Source organism: Clavibacter tessellarius (assembly GCF_001618005.1).
In the GTDB taxonomy this organism is placed as follows: Bacteria; Actinomycetota; Actinomycetes; order Actinomycetales; family Microbacteriaceae; genus Clavibacter; species Clavibacter tessellarius_A.
In genome coordinates this window covers 174,943-196,218 of record NZ_LQXA01000013.1, presented here as the reverse complement: position 1 = coordinate 196,218, position 21,276 = coordinate 174,943, and the positions used below count along the sequence as shown (strand labels likewise).

Annotated in this window: 21 protein-coding genes; 8 read left to right on the top strand and 13 right to left on the bottom strand. The window is 73.4% G+C overall.

All coding sequences use genetic code 11. The features are described from left to right. Nucleotides 1-37: 37 nt before the first annotated feature. Nucleotides 38-1,303, top strand: a complete 1,266-nt coding sequence (locus AWH51_RS03160; RefSeq protein WP_254654455.1) for an MFS transporter — start codon at nt 38-40, stop codon at nt 1,301-1,303. A gap of 12 nt (nt 1,304-1,315) precedes the next feature. On the opposite strand, the gene AWH51_RS03155 is transcribed toward AWH51_RS03160, so the two are convergent. Beyond that, the gene (locus AWH51_RS03155) at nt 1,316-2,254 is read right to left on the bottom strand and encodes an ROK family protein (RefSeq protein ID WP_063070668.1); all 939 of its coding nucleotides are present in this window, start codon (nt 2,252-2,254) and stop codon (nt 1,316-1,318) included. Between the two features lie 174 nt (nt 2,255-2,428). Here AWH51_RS03155 and AWH51_RS03150 point away from each other — a divergent pair, with 174 nt between their 5' ends. The 5 genes from AWH51_RS03150 (at nt 2,429) to AWH51_RS03130 (ending at nt 6,452) form a co-directional block, all read left to right on the top strand. Next, nucleotides 2,429-3,190: an SRPBCC domain-containing protein gene (locus AWH51_RS03150; protein WP_063070667.1), complete on the top strand. Its 762-nt coding sequence runs from the start codon at nt 2,429-2,431 to the stop codon at nt 3,188-3,190. 73 nt (nt 3,191-3,263) lie between these two features. Continuing rightward, a complete protein-coding gene (locus tag AWH51_RS03145; RefSeq protein WP_063070666.1) occupies nt 3,264-4,790 on the top strand; it encodes an SDR family oxidoreductase in 1,527 nt (508 codons plus the stop codon). Continuing rightward, on the top strand, nt 4,787-5,230 hold the full coding sequence (locus tag AWH51_RS03140) for a hypothetical protein (protein WP_063070665.1): 444 nt from the start codon (nt 4,787-4,789) through the stop codon (nt 5,228-5,230). The genes AWH51_RS03145 and AWH51_RS03140 overlap by 4 nt, the downstream gene beginning before the upstream one ends. Before the next feature lie 67 nt (nt 5,231-5,297). Then, a complete protein-coding gene (locus AWH51_RS03135; RefSeq protein ID WP_254654454.1) occupies nt 5,298-5,888 on the top strand; it encodes a GDSL-type esterase/lipase family protein in 591 nt (196 codons plus the stop codon). A 12-nt stretch (nt 5,889-5,900) separates the two neighbouring features. After that, nucleotides 5,901-6,452 (top strand): GNAT family N-acetyltransferase, encoded by a 552-nt coding sequence (locus tag AWH51_RS03130; protein ID WP_254654453.1) that lies wholly within the window; start codon nt 5,901-5,903, stop codon nt 6,450-6,452. A gap of 37 nt (nt 6,453-6,489) precedes the next feature. Here the strand turns inward: AWH51_RS03130 and AWH51_RS03125 are convergent, their stop codons facing one another. Then, nucleotides 6,490-7,338 carry a TetR/AcrR family transcriptional regulator gene (locus tag AWH51_RS03125; RefSeq protein WP_254654452.1) on the bottom strand — a complete coding sequence of 283 codons (849 nt, stop codon included), beginning with the start codon at nt 7,336-7,338 and terminating at the stop codon, nt 6,490-6,492. A gap of 154 nt (nt 7,339-7,492) precedes the next feature. Between AWH51_RS03125 and AWH51_RS03120 the strand changes: the two genes are divergently transcribed. Then, nucleotides 7,493-9,634: a S9 family peptidase gene (locus tag AWH51_RS03120; protein WP_063070662.1), complete on the top strand. Its 2,142-nt coding sequence runs from the start codon at nt 7,493-7,495 to the stop codon at nt 9,632-9,634. 47 nt (nt 9,635-9,681) lie between these two features. On the opposite strand, the gene AWH51_RS16605 is transcribed toward AWH51_RS03120, so the two are convergent. After that, the gene (locus tag AWH51_RS16605) at nt 9,682-10,230 is read right to left on the bottom strand and encodes a type II toxin-antitoxin system prevent-host-death family antitoxin (protein WP_368072667.1); all 549 of its coding nucleotides are present in this window, start codon (nt 10,228-10,230) and stop codon (nt 9,682-9,684) included. Nucleotides 10,231-10,304: 74 nt separating this feature from the next. Continuing rightward, nucleotides 10,305-10,940, bottom strand: coding sequence for a DUF1684 domain-containing protein (locus tag AWH51_RS03115; protein ID WP_254654451.1), 636 nt, complete (start codon nt 10,938-10,940; stop codon nt 10,305-10,307). Between the two features lie 239 nt (nt 10,941-11,179). Between AWH51_RS03115 and AWH51_RS03110 the strand changes: the two genes are divergently transcribed. Beyond that, nucleotides 11,180-12,934 (top strand): pyruvate dehydrogenase, encoded by a 1,755-nt coding sequence (locus tag AWH51_RS03110; protein WP_063070661.1) that lies wholly within the window; start codon nt 11,180-11,182, stop codon nt 12,932-12,934. Between the two features lie 121 nt (nt 12,935-13,055). Here AWH51_RS03110 and AWH51_RS03105 read toward each other — a convergent pair whose 3' ends face one another. The 9 genes from AWH51_RS03105 to AWH51_RS03065 all read right to left on the bottom strand — a co-directional run bounded on the left by AWH51_RS03105 (nt 13,056) and on the right by AWH51_RS03065 (nt 21,262). Then, complete coding sequence (locus AWH51_RS03105; RefSeq protein ID WP_063070660.1) at nt 13,056-13,286, bottom strand: hypothetical protein; 231 nt, start codon at nt 13,284-13,286, stop codon at nt 13,056-13,058. 13 nt (nt 13,287-13,299) lie between these two features. Then, entirely contained in the window at nt 13,300-13,953 is a 654-nt protein-coding gene (locus AWH51_RS16180; protein WP_063070659.1) for a hypothetical protein, read from the bottom strand. Between the two features lie 305 nt (nt 13,954-14,258). Then, nucleotides 14,259-15,167, bottom strand: coding sequence for an amidohydrolase family protein (locus AWH51_RS03095; RefSeq protein ID WP_063070658.1), 909 nt, complete (start codon nt 15,165-15,167; stop codon nt 14,259-14,261). Further along, nucleotides 15,160-15,726: a gluconokinase gene (locus AWH51_RS03090; protein WP_063070657.1), complete on the bottom strand. Its 567-nt coding sequence runs from the start codon at nt 15,724-15,726 to the stop codon at nt 15,160-15,162. Before AWH51_RS03090 ends, AWH51_RS03095 begins: the two co-directional genes overlap by 8 nt. Next, the gene (locus tag AWH51_RS03085; protein ID WP_254654450.1) at nt 15,723-16,676 is read right to left on the bottom strand and encodes an NAD(P)-dependent oxidoreductase; all 954 of its coding nucleotides are present in this window, start codon (nt 16,674-16,676) and stop codon (nt 15,723-15,725) included. Before AWH51_RS03085 ends, AWH51_RS03090 begins: the two co-directional genes overlap by 4 nt. Further along, nucleotides 16,673-17,596, bottom strand: a complete 924-nt coding sequence (locus AWH51_RS03080; RefSeq protein WP_063070656.1) for an NAD-dependent epimerase/dehydratase family protein — start codon at nt 17,594-17,596, stop codon at nt 16,673-16,675. The genes AWH51_RS03085 and AWH51_RS03080 overlap by 4 nt, the downstream gene beginning before the upstream one ends. Continuing rightward, nucleotides 17,593-18,648 (bottom strand): ABC transporter permease, encoded by a 1,056-nt coding sequence (locus AWH51_RS03075; protein ID WP_063070655.1) that lies wholly within the window; start codon nt 18,646-18,648, stop codon nt 17,593-17,595. Before AWH51_RS03075 ends, AWH51_RS03080 begins: the two co-directional genes overlap by 4 nt. Next, nucleotides 18,645-20,201 (bottom strand): sugar ABC transporter ATP-binding protein, encoded by a 1,557-nt coding sequence (locus tag AWH51_RS03070; protein WP_063070654.1) that lies wholly within the window; start codon nt 20,199-20,201, stop codon nt 18,645-18,647. Before AWH51_RS03070 ends, AWH51_RS03075 begins: the two co-directional genes overlap by 4 nt. Continuing rightward, entirely contained in the window at nt 20,198-21,262 is a 1,065-nt protein-coding gene (locus AWH51_RS03065; protein WP_063070653.1) for a substrate-binding domain-containing protein, read from the bottom strand. The genes AWH51_RS03070 and AWH51_RS03065 overlap by 4 nt, the downstream gene beginning before the upstream one ends. Nucleotides 21,263-21,276: the final 14 nt, after the last annotated feature.

Sequence of the window (21,276 nt, the reverse complement as noted above, 5' to 3'; positions counted from 1 at the left end):
GGCCGAGAGCCTATTCCGGCCGCCGTAGAATCTGGTGGTGACGACTCCTCCCGCCGCTCCCCGCGCGGGTGCGCTCCTCGCCCTCGTCGGCATCGTGCTGGTGGCCCTGAACCTCCGCACCGCCGTCGCCGTCTTCTCGCCGATCGTCGACGAGATCGGCCGCGACGTGCCGCTCGACACCGTGTCGATCGGCGTGCTCGGCGCCCTGCCGCCCGTCTGCTTCGCGCTCTTCGGCCTCCTGGCGCCCGCGATCTCGCGCCGCCTGGGCCTCGAGCTCACGGTCGTCGTGGGCCTCGCCGCCATGATCGCCGGGCACCTCGTGCGCGCCGGCTCGTCGCACGTGGTCGTCTTCGGCATCGGCACGATCCTCGCGCTCGCGGGCATGGGCCTCGGCAACGTGCTGCTGCCGCCGCTCGTGAAGAAGTACTTCCCCGGCCGGATCGGGCCGCTCACCTCCGTCACCACCGTGATGATGTCGATCAGCACGGGCGTGCCGTCGCTCGTCGCCGCGCCGCTGGCGGACGGCGCCGGCTGGCGCGTCGCGATCGGCGCGTGGGCCGGGGTCGCGGTCGTGGCGCTCGCGCCGTGGATCGCCCTGCTCGTCGAGCACCACCGGCACACCCGCCGCGAGCGCGCGGCCGCGGCCGGGCTCGACCGGGTGGAGGAGGCGCCGGCCGCCGTCACGGGCCGCGTGTTCCGCTCGCCGGTCGCGTGGGCGCTCGTCGGGATCCAGGCGGCGTCGTCGTTCAACGCGTACGCGATGTTCGCCTGGCTGCCCGCGCTGCTGCAGGACACGGCGGGCCAGTCGCCCGTCGCGTCCGGCGCGCTGCTCGCGGTCTTCGGGTTCATGGGGCTGCCGGCCGCGATCATCATGCCGATCCTCGCCGCGCGGATGCGGAACGTCGGCATCCTGATCCAGGTCGGCGTGCTGTTCTTCGTCGTCGGCTACGTGGGCCTCCTGGTGGCGCCCGCCGCGGCGCCGCTCCTGTGGGTGGCCGCCGCGGGATCCGGTCCGCTGCTGTTCCCGCTCGTCTTCGTGCTCATCAACCTGCGCACCCGCACGCACGGGGGAGTGGTCGCGCTCAGCGGGTTCGTGCAGGGCATCGGCTACTCGATCGGCGCCCTCGGGCCGCTGCTGTTCGGCGTGCTGCACGAGCTGTCCGGCGGGTGGACCGTCCCGCTGCTGATGCTGTTCGCCATGGTCGCCGTGGCCTCCGCCTCGGGCTTCTACCTCGCGAGGCCGCGCATGCTCGAGGACACCTGGGACCGCGCCGCGCGCGACGAGGCCGCGCGCGTCCGCTGACCGGGATCCCGGTCAGAAGCTCGGCACCATCTCCTTGCGGTGCACGAGCGCGCCCGCGCCGATGAGCGGGCCGTCCTCCGAGAGCCCGGTCGGCACGACGCGCGTCTTCATGACGAAGCCGAACTGCGTGCGGAGCGCGAGGGGCTCGCGGATCATGTCGAAGAGGTCGGGCGTGACCCGGCTGAAGCCGCCGCCGATCGCGACCACGTCGAGGTCGACGAGGGAGCTGGCCGACGCGATGGCCCGGCCGATCGCTAGGCCCGCGCGGCGCACGGCCGCGACGGCCGTATCGTCGCCGTCGCGGTACGACGCGGCGAGGTCCTCGCCGGTGGATCCCGTCCACCCGCGGGCGCGCGCCCACGCGACGCTCCGGGGCCCGGACGCGACGGCCTCGACGCACCCCTGCCCGCCGCAGCTGCACGGGTCGTCGAAGCCCGCGACCTCGACGTGCCCGATGTGGCCGGCGTTGCCCGTTGCCCCCGCGGCCGTGCGGCCCGAGAGCACGAGGCCGCCGCCCACGCCCGTGGACACGATCATGCCCATCACGTCGTCGTAGCCGCGCCCCGCGCCGACCCAGTGCTCGGCGAGCGTGATCGCGAGGCCGTCGACCTGCAGGGTGACGGGCACGTCGGGCGTCAGCTCGGCGATGCGGTCGCGGAGCGGGTAGTCGCGCCAGACGGGGACGTTGAGAGGGGAGACGAGGCCCTCGCGCACGTCGACGGGGCCGGCGGCGGCGAGGCCGGTGCCCACGAGCTCCGCGTCGGCGGGCAGCGCTTCGAGTGCCTGCCGGGCCACGCCGAGGACGGAGTCGAGCAGCTCGTCGGCGGAGCGCTCGGGTCCCGTGGGGCGCCGGAAGCGGCTCCCCTCGAGCACGCGGCCGGCGTCGTCCACGAGCGCGGAGTCGACCTTGGTGCCGCCGAAGTCGACGGCGAGCGCGAGCGTGCGAGGCATCTTCGTCCTGTCCCGGTCCCGGATCCGCCCGTCCACCGGCGTCCAGGATAGGGGCGGGCGGAGGCCTCGACCGGAGACGCGCGGCCCGTCCTGCGCCCTCCGCCGGACCCGGCTGCCCTCACACCTGTGTGGAATTCATGGGCCGTCCGGCGGCTCCGCGCCTAGGCTCGGCACGTGGATCCCGATCACGCCCCCGGACAGGCCCCCAGAGAGCCCTCCGACCCGCGCGCCGAGAACGCCGCGCCTGCGCGCCGCGGCTCGGCCCCCGCGCTCGACTTCGCTGACGCGGCCGAGGCCCGCCTCGCCTCCCGCGAGCTCGACGAGGGGATGCCCGCCTCCACCGGCCTCGAGGACGAGGTCACCGAGACCCGCGCCCGCTTCCCGTCCTTCCCCGGCTCCCTGCTCGACGAGGCGAAGGCGTCCACCGTCTTCCTGCCGTACCAGTTCGTCTTCCGCCGTCTCATCGACCTGCCCGCGCCCATCGTGTGGGACGCGGTGTCCGACGGCGACATGCTCTCGGGCTGGCTCGCGGAGGCCACCGTCGAGCAGCGCGAGGGCGGCGACTTCTGGTTCGAGTGGATGACCGTGCCGGACCGCAGCCTCTCCTCCGCCGCCGGCGGCTTCGTCAGCCGGTTCGACGAGGAGCGCCAGATCGAGTACACGTTCCTGCACGAGGGCGATGTCACGGCGCGCTTCCACCTGCGCCTGGAGGACGTCCCCGGCGGCCCGCGCGATCGGCAGACCGAGCTCCTCGTGACGGTCTCGGGCCTGCTGCCCTCGGGCATCGCGAACGTCCTCAAGGCGAGCTGGCGCCTGCACCTCGACCTGCTGGAGGACCTGGTCCACGGCGTCCCGGTCGACTGGGCCACGTGCGAGGCGGAGCACGGCGCCACCTGGCGCCGGTACCTCGCCGAGCTCGAGTCCGCCGAAGGCTGATCCCCGGCCGTCGCCCACGCGGCACCCCGGCTCCTGGGAGCCGCTTGCCAGGCTGATTGCCTAGCGTGAGGGAATGACATCGCCGAGCGTCGCCTCCCGTCTCGCCCTCGTGACCGGAGCGACCGGCTACATCGGCGGTCGGCTCGTGCCGCGCCTCATCGAGGCCGGCTTCCGGGTGCGCGTGCTCGTCCGCGACCCGCGCCGGCTCACGGACGTCCCCTGGCGCGACGACGTGGAGGTCGTGCAGGGCGACCTGTCCGACGCATCCACGCTCGCGCCGGCGGTCGACGGCGTCGACGTCCTCTACTACCTCGTGCACGGCATGGGCGCGAAGGGCGACTTCGCCGCGTCCGAGCGCGAGTCCGCCCGGAACGTCGCCGAGGCCGCGAAGGCGGCGGGCGTGGGACGCATCGTCTACCTCGGCGGGCTGCACCCGGACACCGACGAGCTCTCGAAGCACCTCGCGAGCCGCAAGGCCGTGGGCGACGTCCTGCTCGCCAGCGGCGTGCCGACCATCGCGCTCCAGGCGGGCGTGGTCATCGGATCCGGCTCCACGTCGTTCGAGATGATCCGCCACCTCACCGAGGTGCTGCCCTTCATGCCGGCGCCCGCCTGGGTGCGGAACTTCATCCAGCCCATCGCGATCCGCGACGTCCTCTACTACCTGGTGGCCAGCGCCGACCTGCCCGCCGACCTCAACCGCACCTTCGACATCGGCGGCCCGGACGTCCTGCGCTACGGCCAGATGATGAACGGCTACGCGGTCGAGGCGGGCCTGCCGCAGCGGCCCATCGCCTCCATCCCCATCTTCGCGCCGCGCCTCGCCGCCCACTGGGTGAACGTGGTCACGCCCATCCCGCGCACGCTGGCCGTGCCCATCATCGAGTCGCTGCAATACGACTGCGTGATGGGGGAGCACGACATCTCCACCTACATCCCGGACCCCGAGGGGGGGCTCACGGGCTACCGCCGCTCGGTGCGCCTCGCGCTCGGCCGGATGCGCGACGGCGTCGTCGAGACGAGCTGGAAGGACTCGGCCGTCGTCGGCGCGCCGAGCGACCTGCTGCCGAGCGACCCGGACTGGTCCGGCCACACCGTCTACCTCGACCTCAAGGAGCGCTCGACCGACGCGGCGCCCGAGGACCTGTGGGCCGTCATCGAGTCGATCGGCGGGGACAACGGCTGGTACTCGCTGCCCGTGGCGTGGGCGGCGCGCGGCTACATGGACAAGCTGGTCGGCGGCGTCGGCCTCCGCCGCGGCCGGCGCAGCGCCACCTCCCTGCAGACGGGGGACGCGCTCGACTTCTGGCGCGTCGAGCACATCGAGCGCGGTTCGAGCCTCCGGCTCCGCGCCGAGATGAAGCTGCCGGGCGAGGCCTGGCTGGAGCTCAGCGCCACGCCGCGCGAGGGCGGCGGCAGCGACTACCGGCAGCGGGCGATCTTCTTCCCGTCCGGCCTCGCGGGCCGGCTCTACTGGTTCTCGATCCTGCCGTTCCATGGCGTGATCTTCACGTCGATGGCCAACCGCATCACGGCGAAGGCGCTCGCGGCCACGACCGCCCGCGAGCCGGAGTCGGCGCCCGCGGGGGCCGCCCGGTGAGCCGGCGGACCGGGGCGCCGCGCATCGGCCTCATCCTCCTGACCCTCGCGGGCATCGCGCTCGCGTCCGCGGGCCTCGCCACCGCCGTCACCATGAGCGTCTCGGCGCCGGTGCAGGCCCAGGCCGACCTCGCGGCGCTCGGCGCGTCCGACGCGGGGGCGGGCGCCGCGCGCGCACCCGAGCCGCGCACCACGCCCTCCGAGGCCTGGACGCCGCTGCCCGCGGAGGCCGCGGACGGCCGCAGCATCACCGACCTCACGCAGCACGCCGCCACGCGCGTGACCGTCGACGTGCTCGGCATGCGGATCACACCGGGCGAGGCCGGCGCGCTGCTCGCGACGATCCTCAGCGTGCCGCTCGTGATCACCGTGATCGCGCTCGTGGCCGGCCCCCGGCGGCGCCGTCGCTGGAGCGGGGCGCTCCGCCGGAACCGCGGCTAGGGCGTCCCGCCGTCCGGTGACATCGCCGGGATCGGGGGCCATGATGGGCACGACGAGAGGCGACACCATGGCACCCCGCACGCGGACCACCGTCCTCCTGGGCGACAGCCTCACCGGGGACGGCAACTGGAGCGCCCTCCTCCCGTCCCGCGACGCGGGAGACGACGACGCGACGACCGACCTCGGCCGGGCCGGCCAGACCACCGACGATGTGCTCGCGCTCCTGCCGGAGGTGGTGGCCGCGGATCCCGCGACCGTCGTGCTCTCGGTCGGCACGCACGACCTGGGTCGGCTCCGTCGCGGCCCCGAGCTCACGGTGCGCGCGCTCGAGACGATCCTCGCCCACCTCCGACGCGACCTCCCGGCCGCGCGCCTCGTGGTGCTCTCCGTGCCGCCGCGGGGGCGGGAGATGGCCGAGCGGATCCGCGTGGTCAACATCCACCTGCGGCAGTTCGCGCCCGTCGTGCGCGCGGAGCACGTGGACCTGTGGCCGGTGCTCGGCTTCGGCGACGGCGAGCTCAACCCGGCGTTCACGGACGACCGGCTGCACCTCGGGCCCGACGGCGCGGCCGCGGTGCGGGAGGTGCTGGCCCGTGTGCTGGACGGCGGCGGCGACGACGGTCGCGACGACGGCGACGCCGTGAGCCCGGGCGTCTAGCGGGGACGGACGATGGTCGACCTCGCGGGCGACGTGGTGATCGAGACGCCGCGGTTGCGCCTCCGCCGCCCGCGGGCCGCTGACGTCGACGCGGTGCACGCCTACCGGTCGCGACCCGACGTCGCGCGCCACCTCGGCGCCGGGACCTGGACGCGGGAGAAGACGGCGGCGGAGCTCGCGCTGTACGCCGCCTCCGCCTTCTCCCGGCCCGGCGACGAGCTGGTGCTGCTGGTCGAGCTCCTCGGCACCGGCGTCGTCGTCGGGGAGGTGGGCCTCGTCCGACGGGAGCAGGGCGCCGAGGTCGGCTACGTCTTCCACCCGGACCACGGCCGACAGGGGCTCGCCACCGAGGCCGTCTCGGCCGTGGTGACGGCGGCCCTCGCCGACGGATCCCCCCGGATCATCGCCCGCACGGACGCGGCGAACCGCTCGTCGCGGGCACTGTGCGAGCGCCTCGGCTTCACCCTGATCGCCACCGCCGTGAGCGAGGACGGCCGTGGGGTGGCCGAGTGCACCTACGAGCGGGCGGCCTCCCACCACGGCGGCGCGGACGGGACGCCCTGACGGGACGCCCCGATGGGGCGCCCGGTCGGGGAGCCGGTCAGGCGTCGCCCGCGACCCGCAGGTCGGCGACGCCCGCGAGGATCACGGCGAGCTTCCGCCGCCACCAGTCCCGCGGCGTCGTGGCGGTGCCGGTCTCGACCTCTCCCGAGAAGCGCGCCGTGACGCGGACCATGGTGCCGAGCGCATCGCGCTGGGCCTCCTCCTCGCGCGCGTGCCCGGCATCGGGCGCCCCCGAGGAGTGGGCGGGTCCGCCGCGACGGGACGCGTGCGGGGAGTGACCGGCGTCCTCCTCAGCCACGCGGTCCGCGGCGATCCGGCCCGAAGCCCGCGTGAGGAGCCCGCGGCCGACGCTCGCCGACGCCGTCGCGTCCGCGATGGGGGCGGTGGACGGCGGACGCGCCGGCGGGGCCGCGTCGAGCGCGAGCGCCCGCTCCCACGCGACGTACGACTCGACGGCGATGTCCATCACGGTGTCGAGGACCAGCACCGCCTCCGCCTCGGCGAAGCCCATCCGGACGAGGTCGCGGATCGCGCTCGTGAAGCGCAGCACGACCTGGTCGGGTGCCGCGTGCAGGTGGTGGATGGCGCTCGCGAGGCCGGGGTGCCGGTCGTACATGTCCCAGATGCCCTCGACGGCCTGCTCCAGGTACGCGCGCCAGGACGCGTCGCCCGGCGCGCGCAGCTCCGCGGCGGGGGCGTCGGGCACGTCCGGCCAGTCCATCCGGGCGATGGCCGTGTCGCAGGCGAGGAGCACGATGTCGTCGCGGCTGGCGACGTGGCGGTACAGCGTCGAGTGGTCGACGCCCAGCCGCTGGGCGAGCGTGGTGAGGGTGAGCGTGCTCAGGCCGACCTCGAGGGCCGCCTCCGCGATGAGCCTCCGCGACACGCGCGCGGGCCTCCCGATCCGACCGGCTCGCCGCTCCATGCGTCAGATCCTACCGGTCCGCCGCCGATGCTTTGGGCGCAAATCGACGGTCGACGACGCCCCTCCGCGCGGCGCGTGCCCGGTCCCGCGCCGAGGCCGCGGCTAGCGTAGGAGGATGCCCGACTCCCGCATCCCCTTCTCCGAGCTCGACGACTTCATCGCCATCCCGCGCCTCGGCGGCCTCGTGCTCTCCCCCGACGGACGCCGCGCGGTGCTCACCGTCACGACGCTCGACCCCGCGCGCACGGGCTACCGCCACGCGCTCTGGGTGGTCCCCGCGACGGGCGGTGGCGCACCGCGGCGCCTCACCCGCTCCGCGAAGAGCGAGGGCGGCGCGGCCTTCACCGCCGACGGCGACCTGCTCTTCGTCTCCTCCCGCCCCGACGCGGACGACGCCGACGGGGGAGAGGCCGCGCAGCTGTGGATCCTGCCCGCGGCCGGCGGCGAGGCCCGCGCGATCACCCGGCTCGCGGGCGGTGTCGACGGCATCGCGGCCGTCGCGCGCGACGCCTCCACCGTGGTCGTGCAGGCGCCGCTGCTGCCCGGATCCGGCTCCCTCGAGGCCGACGCCGTGGCCCGGAGGAAGCGCGCCGACCTCCAGGTGAACGCGATCCTGCACGACAGCTACCCCGTGCGGTACTGGGACCACGACCTCGGACCCGCCGAGACGCACCTCCTCGCGATCGACCTCGCCGGCGCGCTCGCCGAGGAGCCGGCCCGGCCCACGACCGCCGACGCGGCCGCCGCGCTCGCCGCCGAGGCCGAGGCGGAGGACGGCGGCTCCGCGGCGTCCGCGCCCGGCGCCACCGCGCAGCCGTATCCGGCGTCGCTCCCGAGGCCGCGCGACCTCACGCCCCGGCCCGGGCGCACGCTCGAGCACGCGGCCGCCGCGATCAGCCCCGACGGCCGCACGCTCGTGGTCGCCGTCGGTGTGAAGGAGCGCCGCGGGTACCGGCAGGCGCTCGTGTCCATCGACGTCGCGACCGGCGAGCGCAGCACGCTCCTCGACGTGCCCGGCGTCGACCTCGAGATGCCCGCCATCAGCCCCGACGGCGCCCTCCTCGCGTACGTGCGCACCGACCGGGCGACGCCGGCCGCGCCCACGCAGCAGGAGCTCTGGGTCTCGGCCCTCGACGGATCCGACGCCCGCCGCGTCGCCGCCGACTGGGACCGCTGGCCGTCGTCGCTGCAGTTCGACGTCGACTCCGAGGCCCTCGTGGTCACGGCCGACCAGGACGGCCGCGGTCCCGTGTTCCGCATCGGCTTCGACGGCCGGGTCGCCCAGCTCACGACCGACGACCACACCTACACCGACGTGCGGGTCGACCGCGAGACCGGCGACGTGCTCGCGCTCCGCTCCTCGTGGATGGCGCCGTCCCACCCGGTGCGCGTGTCGGCGGCCGACGGATCCGTGACCGAGCTCGCGACGCCCGCGCCGATCCCCGCGACCACCGGCACCATGACCGAGGTCGAGACGACGGCCTCCGACGGCGCCCGCGTGCGCGGCTGGCTGATGCTGCCGGAGGGCGCGTCGGCCGAGGCGCCCGCGCCGCTGCTGCTGTGGATCCACGGCGGCCCGCTCAACAGCTGGAACGCCTGGAGCTGGCGCTGGACGCCGCAGGTGATGGTGGCCCGCGGCTACGCGGTGCTGCTGCCGGATCCCGCGCTCAGCACCGGCTACGGCCTCGACTTCATCGCGCGCGGCTGGGACGCCTGGGGCGCGGCGCCGTACACCGACCTCATGTCGATCACCGACGCCGTCGAGGCGCGCGACGACGTCGACGCGACCCGCACGGCCGCGCTGGGCGGCTCGTTCGGCGGCTACATGGCCAACTGGGTCGCGGGTCACACCGACCGCTTCCGCGCGATCGTCAGCCACGCGAGCCTGTGGTCGCTCGACCAGTTCGGACCCACCACCGACTCGTCGCAGTACTGGCAGAGCATCTTCTCGGCCGAGGGGCTCGACCGGAACTCGCCGCACCACTCCGTGCGCGACATCTCGACGCCCATGCTCGTGATCCACGGCGACCGCGACTACCGCGTGCCCATCGGCGAGAGCCTCCGCCTGTGGTCGGAGCTCGCCGAGCACCACGCGGCCGACGACGGCACGACGCCGCACCGGTTCCTCGTCTTCCCGGACGAGAACCACTGGGTGCTGAAGCCGCAGCAGTCGGTGGTCTGGTACCGCACGGTGCTCGCGTTCCTCGACCAGCACGTGCACGGGAGGGAGTTCGTGCGGCCCGAGCTTCTGGGGTGACGAGCCCGTAAGGTCGCGTCGTGACCTCTGACTGTGCGAATGGCGGGCTAAGGGTGAAGGGCGCGCTCGACTGACTCGGACCAATTAGATCCGAGCACCGAGGTTGCTTCTTCTCCCCATCGCTCCCGAACCAGTTTCTCGATCCAGTGCACTGTGCCGGCATTGACGACAGGTTCTGCTGCAGTCAGTCGGAGCCCCGTCAGCACCTGTGAGGCTGAAGAAAGTGGGAGACCCAGGGCCGCTTGGAGTCTCCGCATCGACTTCACGGCGCTCACGACGTAGCTCGCGGCCTGGAACTCGCCTTGGTTTTCGAGAGCCCACGCCAGGACATCCCCGGAGAGGTTCGGCGGGAGATGGAGATCCGAACGCTCTTGTCCTGCCGGTGCCTCGACACTGCGCTCGTGCTGCCTCAGCACGATCTCCATCGCGTCACATCGTGCCAGCGAATTGACCAGATGGTGCATCGGGAGGCGAGGTTGTGCGGCGACCACCTCCACGTCGGGAAGCCCGGACTGCCTGATCGTCTGGGCTCCCTTCTGTCGAGCAGCCGTCAGGAGCTCTGCGAATCGGGCTCGGGCATCACGTACATTCCACATATCCATGTGTACAACAGTAGCACACAATCAGTACACGCCCGATTCTGCTCGGACTTCCTAACGAGAATGACTAGTCAGGCCTCGTCGCGGTAGACCACGCCCCGCTCGCCCGCGCGGACGGCCGCGGCGAGGCGGTTGCCGGCGGGCGGGAGGGGGCAGTTCATCCAATCGGAGAAGCCGCAGGGCGGGACGACGGCGCGCGTGAAGTCGAGGGTCACGGGGCCGTCGCCGTCGGGGCGGGGGAGGAAGAGGAAGCGGCTGGGCGCGTAGCTCTCGCGGCCGGTGGTGGCGTCGGCGAAGACGAGCTGGAGGCGGTCGCCGTCGGCGAAGGCGCTGAGGCGCACCTCCTCGCCCTCGATGGTCACGACGATGTCGCCGGGCACCGGCAGCTCGCGCGTGCGGCCCGCGTCGGCGATGTGCTCGAACGGGATCACCCGGTCGTCGTCGACGCGCTCGAAGCGGCCCTCGAGGATCCACTCGGGCGCGTACGGGTAGACCTCGATGTCCACGAAGGCGCGGTTCTTCGGGGACGCCGCGTCCCAGAGCCGGTAGCCGTATTCGGGCTCGCCGGTGTCGAGCGAGATGCGCTCGATGCGGGTGAGCTGCACGGTGTCGGGCTGGCCCTCGAGCGCCTCGAGGTCGCTGACCTCCTGGCCGGGCTCGAGCCATGTCGTCTGGATCAGCGCGAGGCTGCCGAACGGGCTCGTCACGGCGGCGAGGCGGGCGCGGTGCCAGGCCTCGTATTCAGCCAGCGCAGCCTCGGCCAGCGCAGCGGCGGCGGGGTCGGCGTCGGATGCGGCGGGGCGGGCGGGGGTCTCTCGCGTGTCGGTCCCCCCGGGGCAACGCGCGTCGCATCCGGCGGCATTCCCGCCGCGCCCGGCGAGCCCGCCGCGGAGGCGGCGCGGAGCCGTCGGGTATTGACTGGATGCACCGACGGAAGGACGCTCCCATGGCACGCACGGTCGCCGACCAGCTCATCGCCCAGCTCATCGAGGCGGGGGTGAGCCGCATCTACGGGGTCGTGGGCGACAGCCTCAACCCGATCGTGGACGCGGTCCGGCGCACGGGAGGGAGCCGCAAGGGCGGCATCGACTGGATCCACGTGCGGCACGAGGAGGCCGGCGCGTTCGCCGCGTCCGCCGAGGCCCAGCTGACGGGAAAGCTCGCCGTGTGCGCCGGATCCTGCGGCCCCGGCCACCTGCACCTCATCAACGGCCTCTACGACGCGCACCGCTCGGGCGCGCCCGTGCTCGCCATCGCGAGCCACATCACCACGAACCAGATCGGCTCCGGCTACTTCCAGGAGACGCACCCCGACCGCCTCTTCGTCGAGTGCTCGCACTACACGGAGATGATCTCCACCGCCGTGCAGGCGCCGCGCGTCGTCGACCAGGCGATGCGGCACTCCCTCGCGCTCGGCGGCGTCAGCGTCATCACGCTGCCGGGCGACGTCGCCGAGTTCGAGGCGGAGGGCGAGGCGCCCGCGTTCTCGCTGCCCAGGCGTCCCGCGATCGTGCCGGCCGAGGAGGATGTGCGCGCGCTCGCCGCGGCCATCGACGAGGCGAAGAGCGTCGCGATCTTCGCGGGCCGCGGCGCGGGAGGAGCGCACGCCGAGCTCATGGAGCTGGCCGAGAAGATCGCGGCTCCCGTCGGCCACTCGTTGCGCGGCAAGGACGTGATCCAGCAGGACAACCCGTTCGACGTCGGCATGACGGGCCTCATCGGCTACGGCGCCGCGGCGGCCGGGATCTCGGGCGCCGACCTGCTGATCCTCATCGGCACCGACTTCCCCTACGACCAGTTCCTGCCCGGCAAGGAGGTGCGGACGGCGCAGATCGACATCGCGCCCGAGCGCCTCGGCCGTCGCACCGACGTGGACATCGCGATCCACGGCGACGCGCTGTCCACGATCCGCGCGGTGCTGCCGCTCGTGGAGCGGAAGACGAACCGGAGGTTCCTGGAGAAGCTGCTGAAGGAGCAGGACAAGAAAGTCGAGCAGGTCGTCGGCGCGTACACGTCGAAGGCCGAGAAGCTGAAGCCGATCCACCCGGAGTACGCGGCCAGCATCCTCGACGAGGTCGCGGGCGACGACACCGTCTTCACGGCCGACACCGGCATGTGCAACGTGTGGAGCGCGCGCTACCTCACGCCGAACGGGCGGCGGCGGATGATCGGCTCGCTCGTGCACGGGTCCATGGCCAACGCGCTCCCCATGGCCATCGGCGCGCAGGTCGCGTACCCGGAGCGGCAGGTCGTGTCGGTCTCGGGCGACGGCGGCCTCGCGATGCTGATGGGCGAGCTCGTGACGGTCGCGGCGTACCAGCTGCCCGTGAAGGTCGTCGTGTTCAACAACTCGACGCTCGGGCTGGTGAAGGTGGAGATGCTCGTGGACGGGATCCCCGACTTCGGGGTGGACGTGCCCATGGTCGACTACGCCGCGGTGGCCGCCGCGCTCGGGATCCACTCGCAGCGCGTCGAGGACCCGGCCGACATCCGCGGCGCGCTCGAGGCCGCGTTCGCGCACGACGGGCCCGCGCTCGTCGACCTCGTGACCGACCCGATGGCGCTCTCGATCCCGCCGGAGATCTCGGCCGCGCAGGTGAAGGGCTTCGCGCTCTCGATGTCGAAGATCGTGATGAACGGCGGCGTCGGCGAGGCCGTGAAGCTCGCCCGCTCGAACCTGCGGAACATCCCGCGGCCGTAGCCGACGCCTCTCGGGCGTCGCGAGCGAGGTGTCCCGCGTGTCCGGAGCGGAAGGAGCCACCGGCGATCGTCTGGCAGCGGGGACCGAGCCGGGCGGACTCGATCCCCGTACCTCCCGCTGGCTAGCGCGTGTCGCCATGCCCTCCGGCGGTCGTCGACCGCGTGGGCCGGACCCCGAGCCACAGCACGATTCCCAGGAGAGGGACCGTCAGGAGGAGGAGCCAGAGCAGCTTGACCACCGTCGCCAGATCGCGCGAGCGGACAGTCGCCACCATGGCGATGACCGCGGGCACGAGGGCCACGATGACGAGCAGCAGCACCCCGAGGTGCGCGTAGTTCGTGTTCTCGAGCATGGAGTCGTCTCCCCTACTGCCAGATGCTGCCGTAGGAATTGAAGTGAATAGTGTAGATCTTGTCCCCGCTGAGGGGCCCGAACGCCTCGGAGAAGCCCCACTGCATGCGGAGGTCACGCTGCGTCGGCGTGCCGATGTCCGAGCATTCCTCCCTGGCGACTGTCCATCCCACGGCGTAGTCGACGGTGCAGTTGTGGCTGCCCACCCGCCCGAGGAAGGGGCCCGTCACCCACACGTTGCTGCCGTTGTAGTAGAAGTCGCCCGCCTGCGTCTCGCTGTCGGTGATGTTGTTGAAATTCTGGCTGTAGTTCTTGTGTCGCACCACGCCATCGGTCACGGCGGCCGAGAGCTCGTCGAAGCTTTCGGTGCTCATGCTCGACCGCGCCTGCCTGAGGTCGGCCTTCGTCACCTGTCGTGCCGTCGACTGCCTGAGCGTGACGGTGCCGGTGCAGACGGCGAGCGAGGCGTGACCGTCACCGGCGGCGATGGCCGCCGTGACGGAGGCGACGCACGCGGGGTCCGTCGTGGTGTAGCGCGAGACGACGGTCTGACGAGCATCCGGCGACGTGCCACCCGTGGCCGCCATGGCGGGAGCGCCCATGCTCAGCCCGAGCAGCAAGGCCAAGCTCGCAGTGCACGCGGCGGTGATTTTGATTCGCTTCTTCAATGATTTGTCTCTCGCTAGGTGGCTCCAATCGCGAGGAGCCGGCGGCTAGAGCTTGCCAGGAGAAAAGAATCTGCAGTGATGTCCTTCAATGTCTTGTGCCGCACCCCACTCCGCAGTACTGTTTTGTTTCACAAATAGTTATTCTCATAGTGGGGAATCCCGGTGCGGGTTGTGAAGTCCTTATTTGCACAATAGGTGAATAATTGTGCGGCGGTGGGGAAGCGGCGGCTCGGGAAGTTCGAAGCTCGCCCGCTCGAACCTGCGGAACATCCCGCGGCCGTGAGCGACCTGGCGCCGCGACCGGCTCACGCGGTCGCGGCGCCCACGCCGATCCGGTAGAAGCGATCCGCCGTGCCCGCGAACACCGCGCGGCGCTCGGCGGGCGAGAGCTCGGACGTGAGCGCGTCGAAGGCCCCGTACAGGTCGGAGTACGTGCCGTAGAGGCCGTCCACCGGGAAGTTGCTGCCGAACATCGTGCGCTCGGCGCCGAACGCCTCGAGGGTGTCGAGCACGAACGGGCGGATCGACTGGCGCGTCCACGCGTGGTCGTTGGTTCCGAGGGCGCTGATCTTCACGGTGACGCCGGGCTGGGCGGCGACGGCCCGCATCCCCGCGCGCCAGGCGGCGACGGCGTCGCGGTCGCGCCCGATCGGCATGCCGGCGTGGTCGAGCACGATCGCGGTGCCCGGGAACCGTGCCGCCAGCGCCGCGGCATCGTGCAGCTGCGAGGGGAAGACCTGCAGGTCGAACGACAGGCCGAGGCCCTCCAGCCTGCCGAACGCCGCGAGCCACGCGGGATCCTGCATGACGTCGCCCCGGTCGCGGTGCGTGTAGACGGGGTCCGGGTGCCAGTTGAGGATGTCGCGGATCCCGCGCGTGACGGGGAACGCGGCGTGCTCCTCCAACAGGCGCGCGGCGTCGGGCCGCAGCAGGTCGACGTGCGCCACGTGCACGGTCGGCACGCGTCGCTCCCGGGACAGCCCGTCGATCCACGCGGTCTCGGCGAGCGCGTCCGCGGCGCCGTTCTCGACGTGGACGGAGGCGAGGAGGGTGACGTCGCGCGCGTCCTCGAGGTAGTCGTCGACGTCGTAGTCGCGGCGGAGCGGCAGGTCGTCGCCGTGGTAGCGCGTGGTCGGCGGGCCCTCGAGCCAGGGGTACGACCGGCGGAGGTCGGTGAGATGGTGGTGCGCGTCGACGATCTCGAGCTCAGGCACGGGGCGGGTCCTCCCGGTGGGGCAGGGCGGCGAGCCCCTCGAGCGCGGCGCGCACGACGGACCCGGGCGGGGGAGCGATGTCGACGAGCACGCCGCGCTCGTCGGGGTCGAGCCCCTCCAGCGCGGCGAGCTGCGAGAGGAGGAGGCCGGGCGGCATGAAGTGGCCCGTCCGGGCGGTGATCCGCCGCTCGAGCAGCGCGGGATCGCCGACCAGGTGCACGAAGTCGAGCCGGGCGCCGGATCCGTCGCGCAACGCGTCGCGGTACCGGCGACGCAGCGCCGAGCAGGCGACGACCGTGATGCCCGGCGCGGCGCCCGGCGGCGTGCCGTCTGCCGACGTGCCCTGGGCGAGCACCTCGGCGACCCGCGCCAGCCACGGCGCCCGGTCGGCGTCGTCGAGCGGCACACCCGCCGCCATCTTCGCGACGTTGGCGGGCGGGTGCAGGTCGTCGGCGTCGACGAAGCGCCCGCCGAGCGCGTCCGCGAGGCCCGCGCCCACCGTCGACTTGCCGCATCCGGAGACGCCCATCACGACGATGCCGCGGGCGCGGCCGGTCATCGTGCGGTCTCCGCGGCGCCGTCGGCCGGGTGCCGGTCGTCCCCGTCCCGCGGCGCGTGGCGCCCGGGTGCGGGCCGCCCGAGCGCGGCGATCGTCCGGTACACGCCCGTGTGGTCGAGGTCGCCGTCCCCGTCGTCGACCATGCGCGCGAACAGGTCGGCGACCGTCGCGGTGGTCGGCAGGGCGACCCCCGCGCGGTCGGCGGCCTCCGCGATGAAGCGCAGGTCCTTGAGCTGGTTGCGCGCGCTGCCGCTGGAGACGAAGTCCTCGTCGATCCACTTGGCCGCGCGCTGCTCGAGCACGGCCGTGCGCGCCAGCCCGCCCTGCAGGAGCTCGACGACGACGGCCGGGTCGAGGCCGGCGCTGCGGGCGAGCAGCATCGCCTCGGAGACGACCGTCACGACGCCGGCGACCACGACCTGGTTGCAGGCCTTCGCCAGGGCGCCGGATCCGCTCGGCCCGAGGTGCCGCACCGTGCGGCCGAGGTGCGCGAGCAGCGGGGCGATGCGCGCCACGTCCTCCGCCTCGCCGCCGACCATGATGCTGAGGGTCCCGTCGTGCGCACCCGCGGTGCCGCCGCTGAGCGGCGCGTCGACGACGCGGATGCCGTGCTCCGCCCGGACGCGGGCGGCGAACGCGGCCACGCCGACGGGGGACACGGTGCCGTGGACGACGAGCAGCGGATCCGCGATGCCGGCCTCGCGCCACCCCGCGAGCAGCCCGTCGTCGCCGTCGAGGAGCGCTTCCACCTGGGGGAGGTCGGGCAGGACCGTGAGCGTGATCTCCGCGGCCGCCTCCCGCGGGGTCGCCGCGACGGTCGCGCCACGGGCCCCGAGCTCGGCGGCCCGAGACGCGGTGCGGTTCCAGACCACGAGCTCGCCGCGGGCCGCGAGGAGGCGCTCGGCCATCGGCGCGCCCATGGGCCCGAGCCCGAGGAGCGACACGCTCACGCGCCGGCCTCCAGGTCGAGGAGCTCGTGGGGCGCGACATCGTCGAGGTGCACGCGGGAGGCGAAGCCGAGCAGCTCGCGGGAGCGCGTGAGGTCGAGCGCGACGTCGCGTCCCGCGATCGGCCGGGTCGGGACGCCGGGGGCGTGCAGGCGGAGCGCCGTCGCGGTCGGGGTGCGGAGGTACGTGCGGGGCGCGGCCACGAGGATCCCCGGCGCGGGCGGCGTCTCGTGCAGGAGCGCGGCGAGGACGGCGCGCGCCGCATCCGACGCGTCGAGGTAGCTCCAGCCCTCCGCCGCCTGGCGACGCGGATCGGCGCCCACGGCCGCCCGGACGTGCGCGCCGAACACGCGCCCGCCGTCGGCCGTGATGTCGCGGACCAGCGGGAAGCGCAGGCACGTGACCGCGAGGCCCCAGGTGGCGTGCGCCATGCGCGCCGCGTCCTCGCTCGCCGCCTTGGAGAGCGAGTACTCGTCGGAGAGGTCGGGCGCGGAGTCCTCGTCGTACGGGAGCACGGGCGGCTGGGCGCGACGGGCGCCGAGCGGGTAGCCGTTCGCGTTGATGCTCGACGCGAGGACGACCTTCGCCACGCCCGCCGCGGCGGACCGCTCGAGCACCGCGAACGTCCCCACGACGTTGACCCGGTACGTCTCCACCGGATCCGCCATGCCGAGTCCCGCGTAGCCGCCGAGGTGCACGACCGCGTCCTGCCCGGCGACCGCGTCGGCGACGACCGCGCGTTCGGTGACATCGCCGACGACCGTGCGCGCGGCCGTCCCCTCCCGGGCGCCCGTCCGGTCGAGGACCGTGACCACGGCGCCCGCGTCCTGCAGCGCCCGGACGGTCGGGACCCCGATGAGCCCCGCGCCGCCGGTCACGAGGACCCGCGCGCCCGACAGGCCGGGCAGGGCGCCGCGCGTCATCGGTCGACCGCCGCCATCGAGGACGTGGCCGGTGCGCCGACCTCCTCCTCGCGCTGCCGTCGCCGCTTCGCCCGCGAGAGCATCGGCCAGCCCTTGCCGCCCTGGTCGAGCGTCACCGCGATGAGCACCACGAGGCCGGTCACGATCTGCTCGTAGAAGCTGGGGACGTTGAGGAGCACGAGGCCGTTGGTGAGCGCCCCGAGGATCAGCGCGCCCACGAGCGTGCCGGCGATGCGGCCCTCGCCGCCCATGAGGTTCGCCCCGCCGATGACCGCGGCCGCGATGGCCGTGAGCTGGTACGGGCTGCCGGCGTCGGGCTGCGCGGCGTCGATGCGCGCCACGATCACGAGCCCCGCGAGCCCGGAGAGCCCGCCGGCGATGCAGTACACGGCGATCTTCACGCGGTGCACGCGGACGCCCGAGAGCCACGCGGTCTCCTCGCTGCCGCCCACCGCGATCACGTTCTGCCCGAACACGGTCTTGCGCAGCAGCAGCCACGCGGCGACGCCGACGACCGCGACGACGATCACGACGATCGGCACGCCGCCCACGTAGCTGTTGAGCAGCAGGACGAACGCCGGCGGGATGTCGTACACGGGCTTGCCGTTCGTGGCGACGTACGCGGCGCCCTGGAACACGCTCATGGTGCCGAGCGTCGCGATGAACGGCGGGAGGCTGAGCTTCGTCACGAGCAGGCCGTTGACGGCGCCGGCGACGACGCCGAGCGCGATGCCCGCGACCAGCGCGGCCACGGGCGGCAGCCCGCTGCCCACCATGAGCGTCGAGCTGACGATGCCGACGAAGCTCGCCATCGCGCCGACCGCGAGGTCGATGCCGCCCGTGATGATCACGAAGGTGATGCCGATGCCGATGATGGCGTTCACGCTCGCCGAGACCGCCACGTCGCGGAGGTTGCCCACGGTGAGGAAGGCCGGGTTCAGCACGCCGAGGACGACGAAGAGCACGACGGCGGCGAGGTAGATGCCCACCGCCTGCAGGTTCAGCGCCCGCTTCGGGCGGGTGGGGATGCTCCGGGTCTCCGGCGAGGTCATGATGTTCCTTCCGCGACGCCCATGGCGTTCGCCACGATGCTCTGCTCGTTGATGTCGTCGCCCACGTGCTCGGAGACGAACCGGCCCGCCCTCATGGTGAGGACGCGGTCGCTGATGGAGATGATCTCGGGCAGGTCGCTCGAGACCACGATGACGGCGTGCCCGTCGGCGGCCAGCTGGTCGATGAGCTCGTAGATCTCGACCTTCCCGCCCACGTCCACGCCTTTGGTCGGCTCGTCGAAGAGGAAGACGCCGGCGCCCAGCCAGATCCACTTCGCGATGACGATCTTCTGCTGGTTGCCGCCCGAGAACTGGCGGGCGGCGAGGCGCACGTCGGCGGGGCGCAGCGACATGCGCCGGCCCATCTCCTCCGCGGTCGCGATCTGCTTCCGGGTGCTCACGAACGGACCGAAGCCGTTCAGCTGCCGGTCCGAGGTGAGCGCCACGTTGGCGTACGCCGGCGTCTGGAGCACGAGGCCCTGGTGCTTGCGGTCCTCCGGGATGAAGGCGATGCCCGCGTCGCGGCTGTCGCGCGGGGAGCGGATCCGCACCTCGCGTCCGCCCACGCGCACGGTGCCCGCGGAGCCCGCGTCCGCCCGGATCAGCGCCCGCAGGAACTCCGTGCGCCCGGATCCGACGAGCCCGGCGACGCCGACCACCTCGCCCCGGCGCACGGCCACGGACAGCGGCCCGACCCCCGAGGGATGCGTGACGCCGGTCGCCTCGAACTGCACGGGCGCGTCGGGCGCCACGGGGTGCTGCCGCGAGAACGACAGCAGCTCACGGCCGACCATGCGCCGCACGATGTCCTCCGAGGAGGTCTCCGCGATGGGCGCGTCGTAGGCCGGCCGGCCGTCGCGGAGGACGACGACGTTGTCGGAGACGCTCATCACCTCGGGCATCTTGTGCGAGACGTAGATGACGCCGACGCCGCGCCCGTGGGCGATCTCGCGGACGCGGGTCAGCACGCCGGCGACGTTGTGCTCGAGCATGCTCGTCGTCGGCTCGTCGAGCGCGACGATCCGCGCGTCGAACGCGAACGCGCGGGCGATGGTGAGCGCGTGCCGCTGGGCGGGGCTGAGGCGCGACACCGGCGTGCGCGCCTCCATCGGGAAGCCCATGAGCTCCACGTCCTGCAGCGCCCGGTCGACGTCCGCCTGCGCGGTCGCGCGCTGGCGGCGCGTGCGGCCGAGGAGCAGGTTCTGCATCACCGTGAGCTGCGGCACGATCGCCGGCTCCTGGTGCGCGATGCGGACGCCCTCCGCGAGGGCGCGGCGGGAGGTGTACTCCATCCGCCGGACCCCGTCGATGGTGATGGAGCCGCGGTCCGGGCGGAGCGCGCCGCCGAGGATGTTGAGCAGGGTGCTCTTCCCGGCGCCGTTCTCCCCGGCGAGGGTCGTGATCTCGCCACGGGCGAGCGTGAAGCTCACGTCCTCCAGCGCGCGCACGCCGGGGAACGACTTGGCGATGCCGCGGACCTCCAGCAGGGGCCGGTCCGATCCCGCGGGCGGCCGGCCCTCGAGGACGGGGGACGGCCGGACGACGCCGGTCACGGCATCCCGGTCGCGTACCGGGCCACGTTCTGGTCGTCGACGATGAACGCGGGCACGTCGACCCACGCCGGCACCTGCTTCCCGGCGAGCAGCCACAGCGCCACGTCGACGCCCGTGGCGCCCTCGGTGGTCGGCAGCTCGCTCACGGTCGCCGTGTACGAGCCCGCCTGGATCTGCTTCTTCGCCTGCGGGATGCCGTCGGTGCCCACGAGGAGCACCTTGCCCGTCAGCCCCTTCGCGTCGATGGCGGCCTGCACGCCGAGCGCCATGCCGTCGTTCTGCGAGTAGAAGGCCGCGATGTCGGGGTTGGCCGTGAGCATCGTGGTCGCGATCTCCTGCGCCTTCGTCTGGTCCCACGAGGCCGTCTGCGACGCCACGAGGTCGAGGCCGGGGTGGTTCGTGAGCGCCGCGGTGAAGCCGTCGCCGCGGTTGATGGCGTTCGACGAGCCCGGGTCGCCCTCGATCATCGCCACCTTGCCGCCGTCCGGCAGCTTCCCCGCGATGTAGTCGGCCGCCGTGCCGCCGATGGTGGTCGCGTCGGGCCCCACGTAGACGACGCCGGGCAGGCTGCTCTTGGCGTCGTTCAGGACGATGGCCGGGATGCCCGCCGCGAGCGCCGACTGGAACACCGAGTCGAGCCCGGTCGCGGAGATGGGGGAGGCGAGGATCGCGGAGCAGCCCTGGTTGAGCGCGCTCTTGGCCTTGTCGAGCTGCTCCGTGATGGACGACTCGTCGGTCACATCGAACGTCTGGAACTGCACGCCGAGGCGCTTCGCCTCGGCCTCGAAGCCGTCCCGCTCGTAGCCCCAGAACTCGTTCGAGAGGGTGCGGGTGACATAGCAGAGCTTGACGCCGTCCTTCGCGGCGGGCTCGCCGAGGGACGCCTTCACCTCGTCGACCGTGGACTTCGCGTCCGCGCTCACGAGGGAGGCGACGCCGCCGGATGCGGAGGACCCGCCGGCCGGCGCGTCGCCGTCGGGCGTCGCCGTGCATCCGGCGAGGAGGGCGACGGACGCGAGGCCGGCGAGGGCGAGCCGGGTCGTCCGGGAGGGGAGGAGCATGGTGGACCTTTCGT

Coding starts and splice junctions, on each gene's coding strand:
- AWH51_RS03155 (WP_063070668.1), bottom strand. CDS start 2,254: ATGCCTCGCACGCTCGCGCTCGCCGTCGACTTCGGCGGCACCAAGGTC.
- AWH51_RS03145 (WP_063070666.1), top strand. CDS start 3,264: ATGACATCGCCGAGCGTCGCCTCCCGTCTCGCCCTCGTGACCGGAGCG.
- AWH51_RS03135 (WP_254654454.1), top strand. CDS start 5,298: ATGGCACCCCGCACGCGGACCACCGTCCTCCTGGGCGACAGCCTCACC.
- AWH51_RS03130 (WP_254654453.1), top strand. CDS start 5,901: ATGGTCGACCTCGCGGGCGACGTGGTGATCGAGACGCCGCGGTTGCGC.
- AWH51_RS03120 (WP_063070662.1), top strand. CDS start 7,493: ATGCCCGACTCCCGCATCCCCTTCTCCGAGCTCGACGACTTCATCGCC.
- AWH51_RS16605 (WP_368072667.1), bottom strand. CDS start 10,230: ATGTGGAATGTACGTGATGCCCGAGCCCGATTCGCAGAGCTCCTGACG.
- AWH51_RS03110 (WP_063070661.1), top strand. CDS start 11,180: ATGGCACGCACGGTCGCCGACCAGCTCATCGCCCAGCTCATCGAGGCG.
- AWH51_RS03105 (WP_063070660.1), bottom strand. CDS start 13,286: ATGCTCGAGAACACGAACTACGCGCACCTCGGGGTGCTGCTGCTCGTC.
- AWH51_RS03090 (WP_063070657.1), bottom strand. CDS start 15,726: ATGACCGGCCGCGCCCGCGGCATCGTCGTGATGGGCGTCTCCGGATGC.
- AWH51_RS03080 (WP_063070656.1), bottom strand. CDS start 17,596: ATGACGCGCGGCGCCCTGCCCGGCCTGTCGGGCGCGCGGGTCCTCGTG.
- AWH51_RS03075 (WP_063070655.1), bottom strand. CDS start 18,648: ATGACCTCGCCGGAGACCCGGAGCATCCCCACCCGCCCGAAGCGGGCG.
- AWH51_RS03065 (WP_063070653.1), bottom strand. CDS start 21,262: ATGCTCCTCCCCTCCCGGACGACCCGGCTCGCCCTCGCCGGCCTCGCG.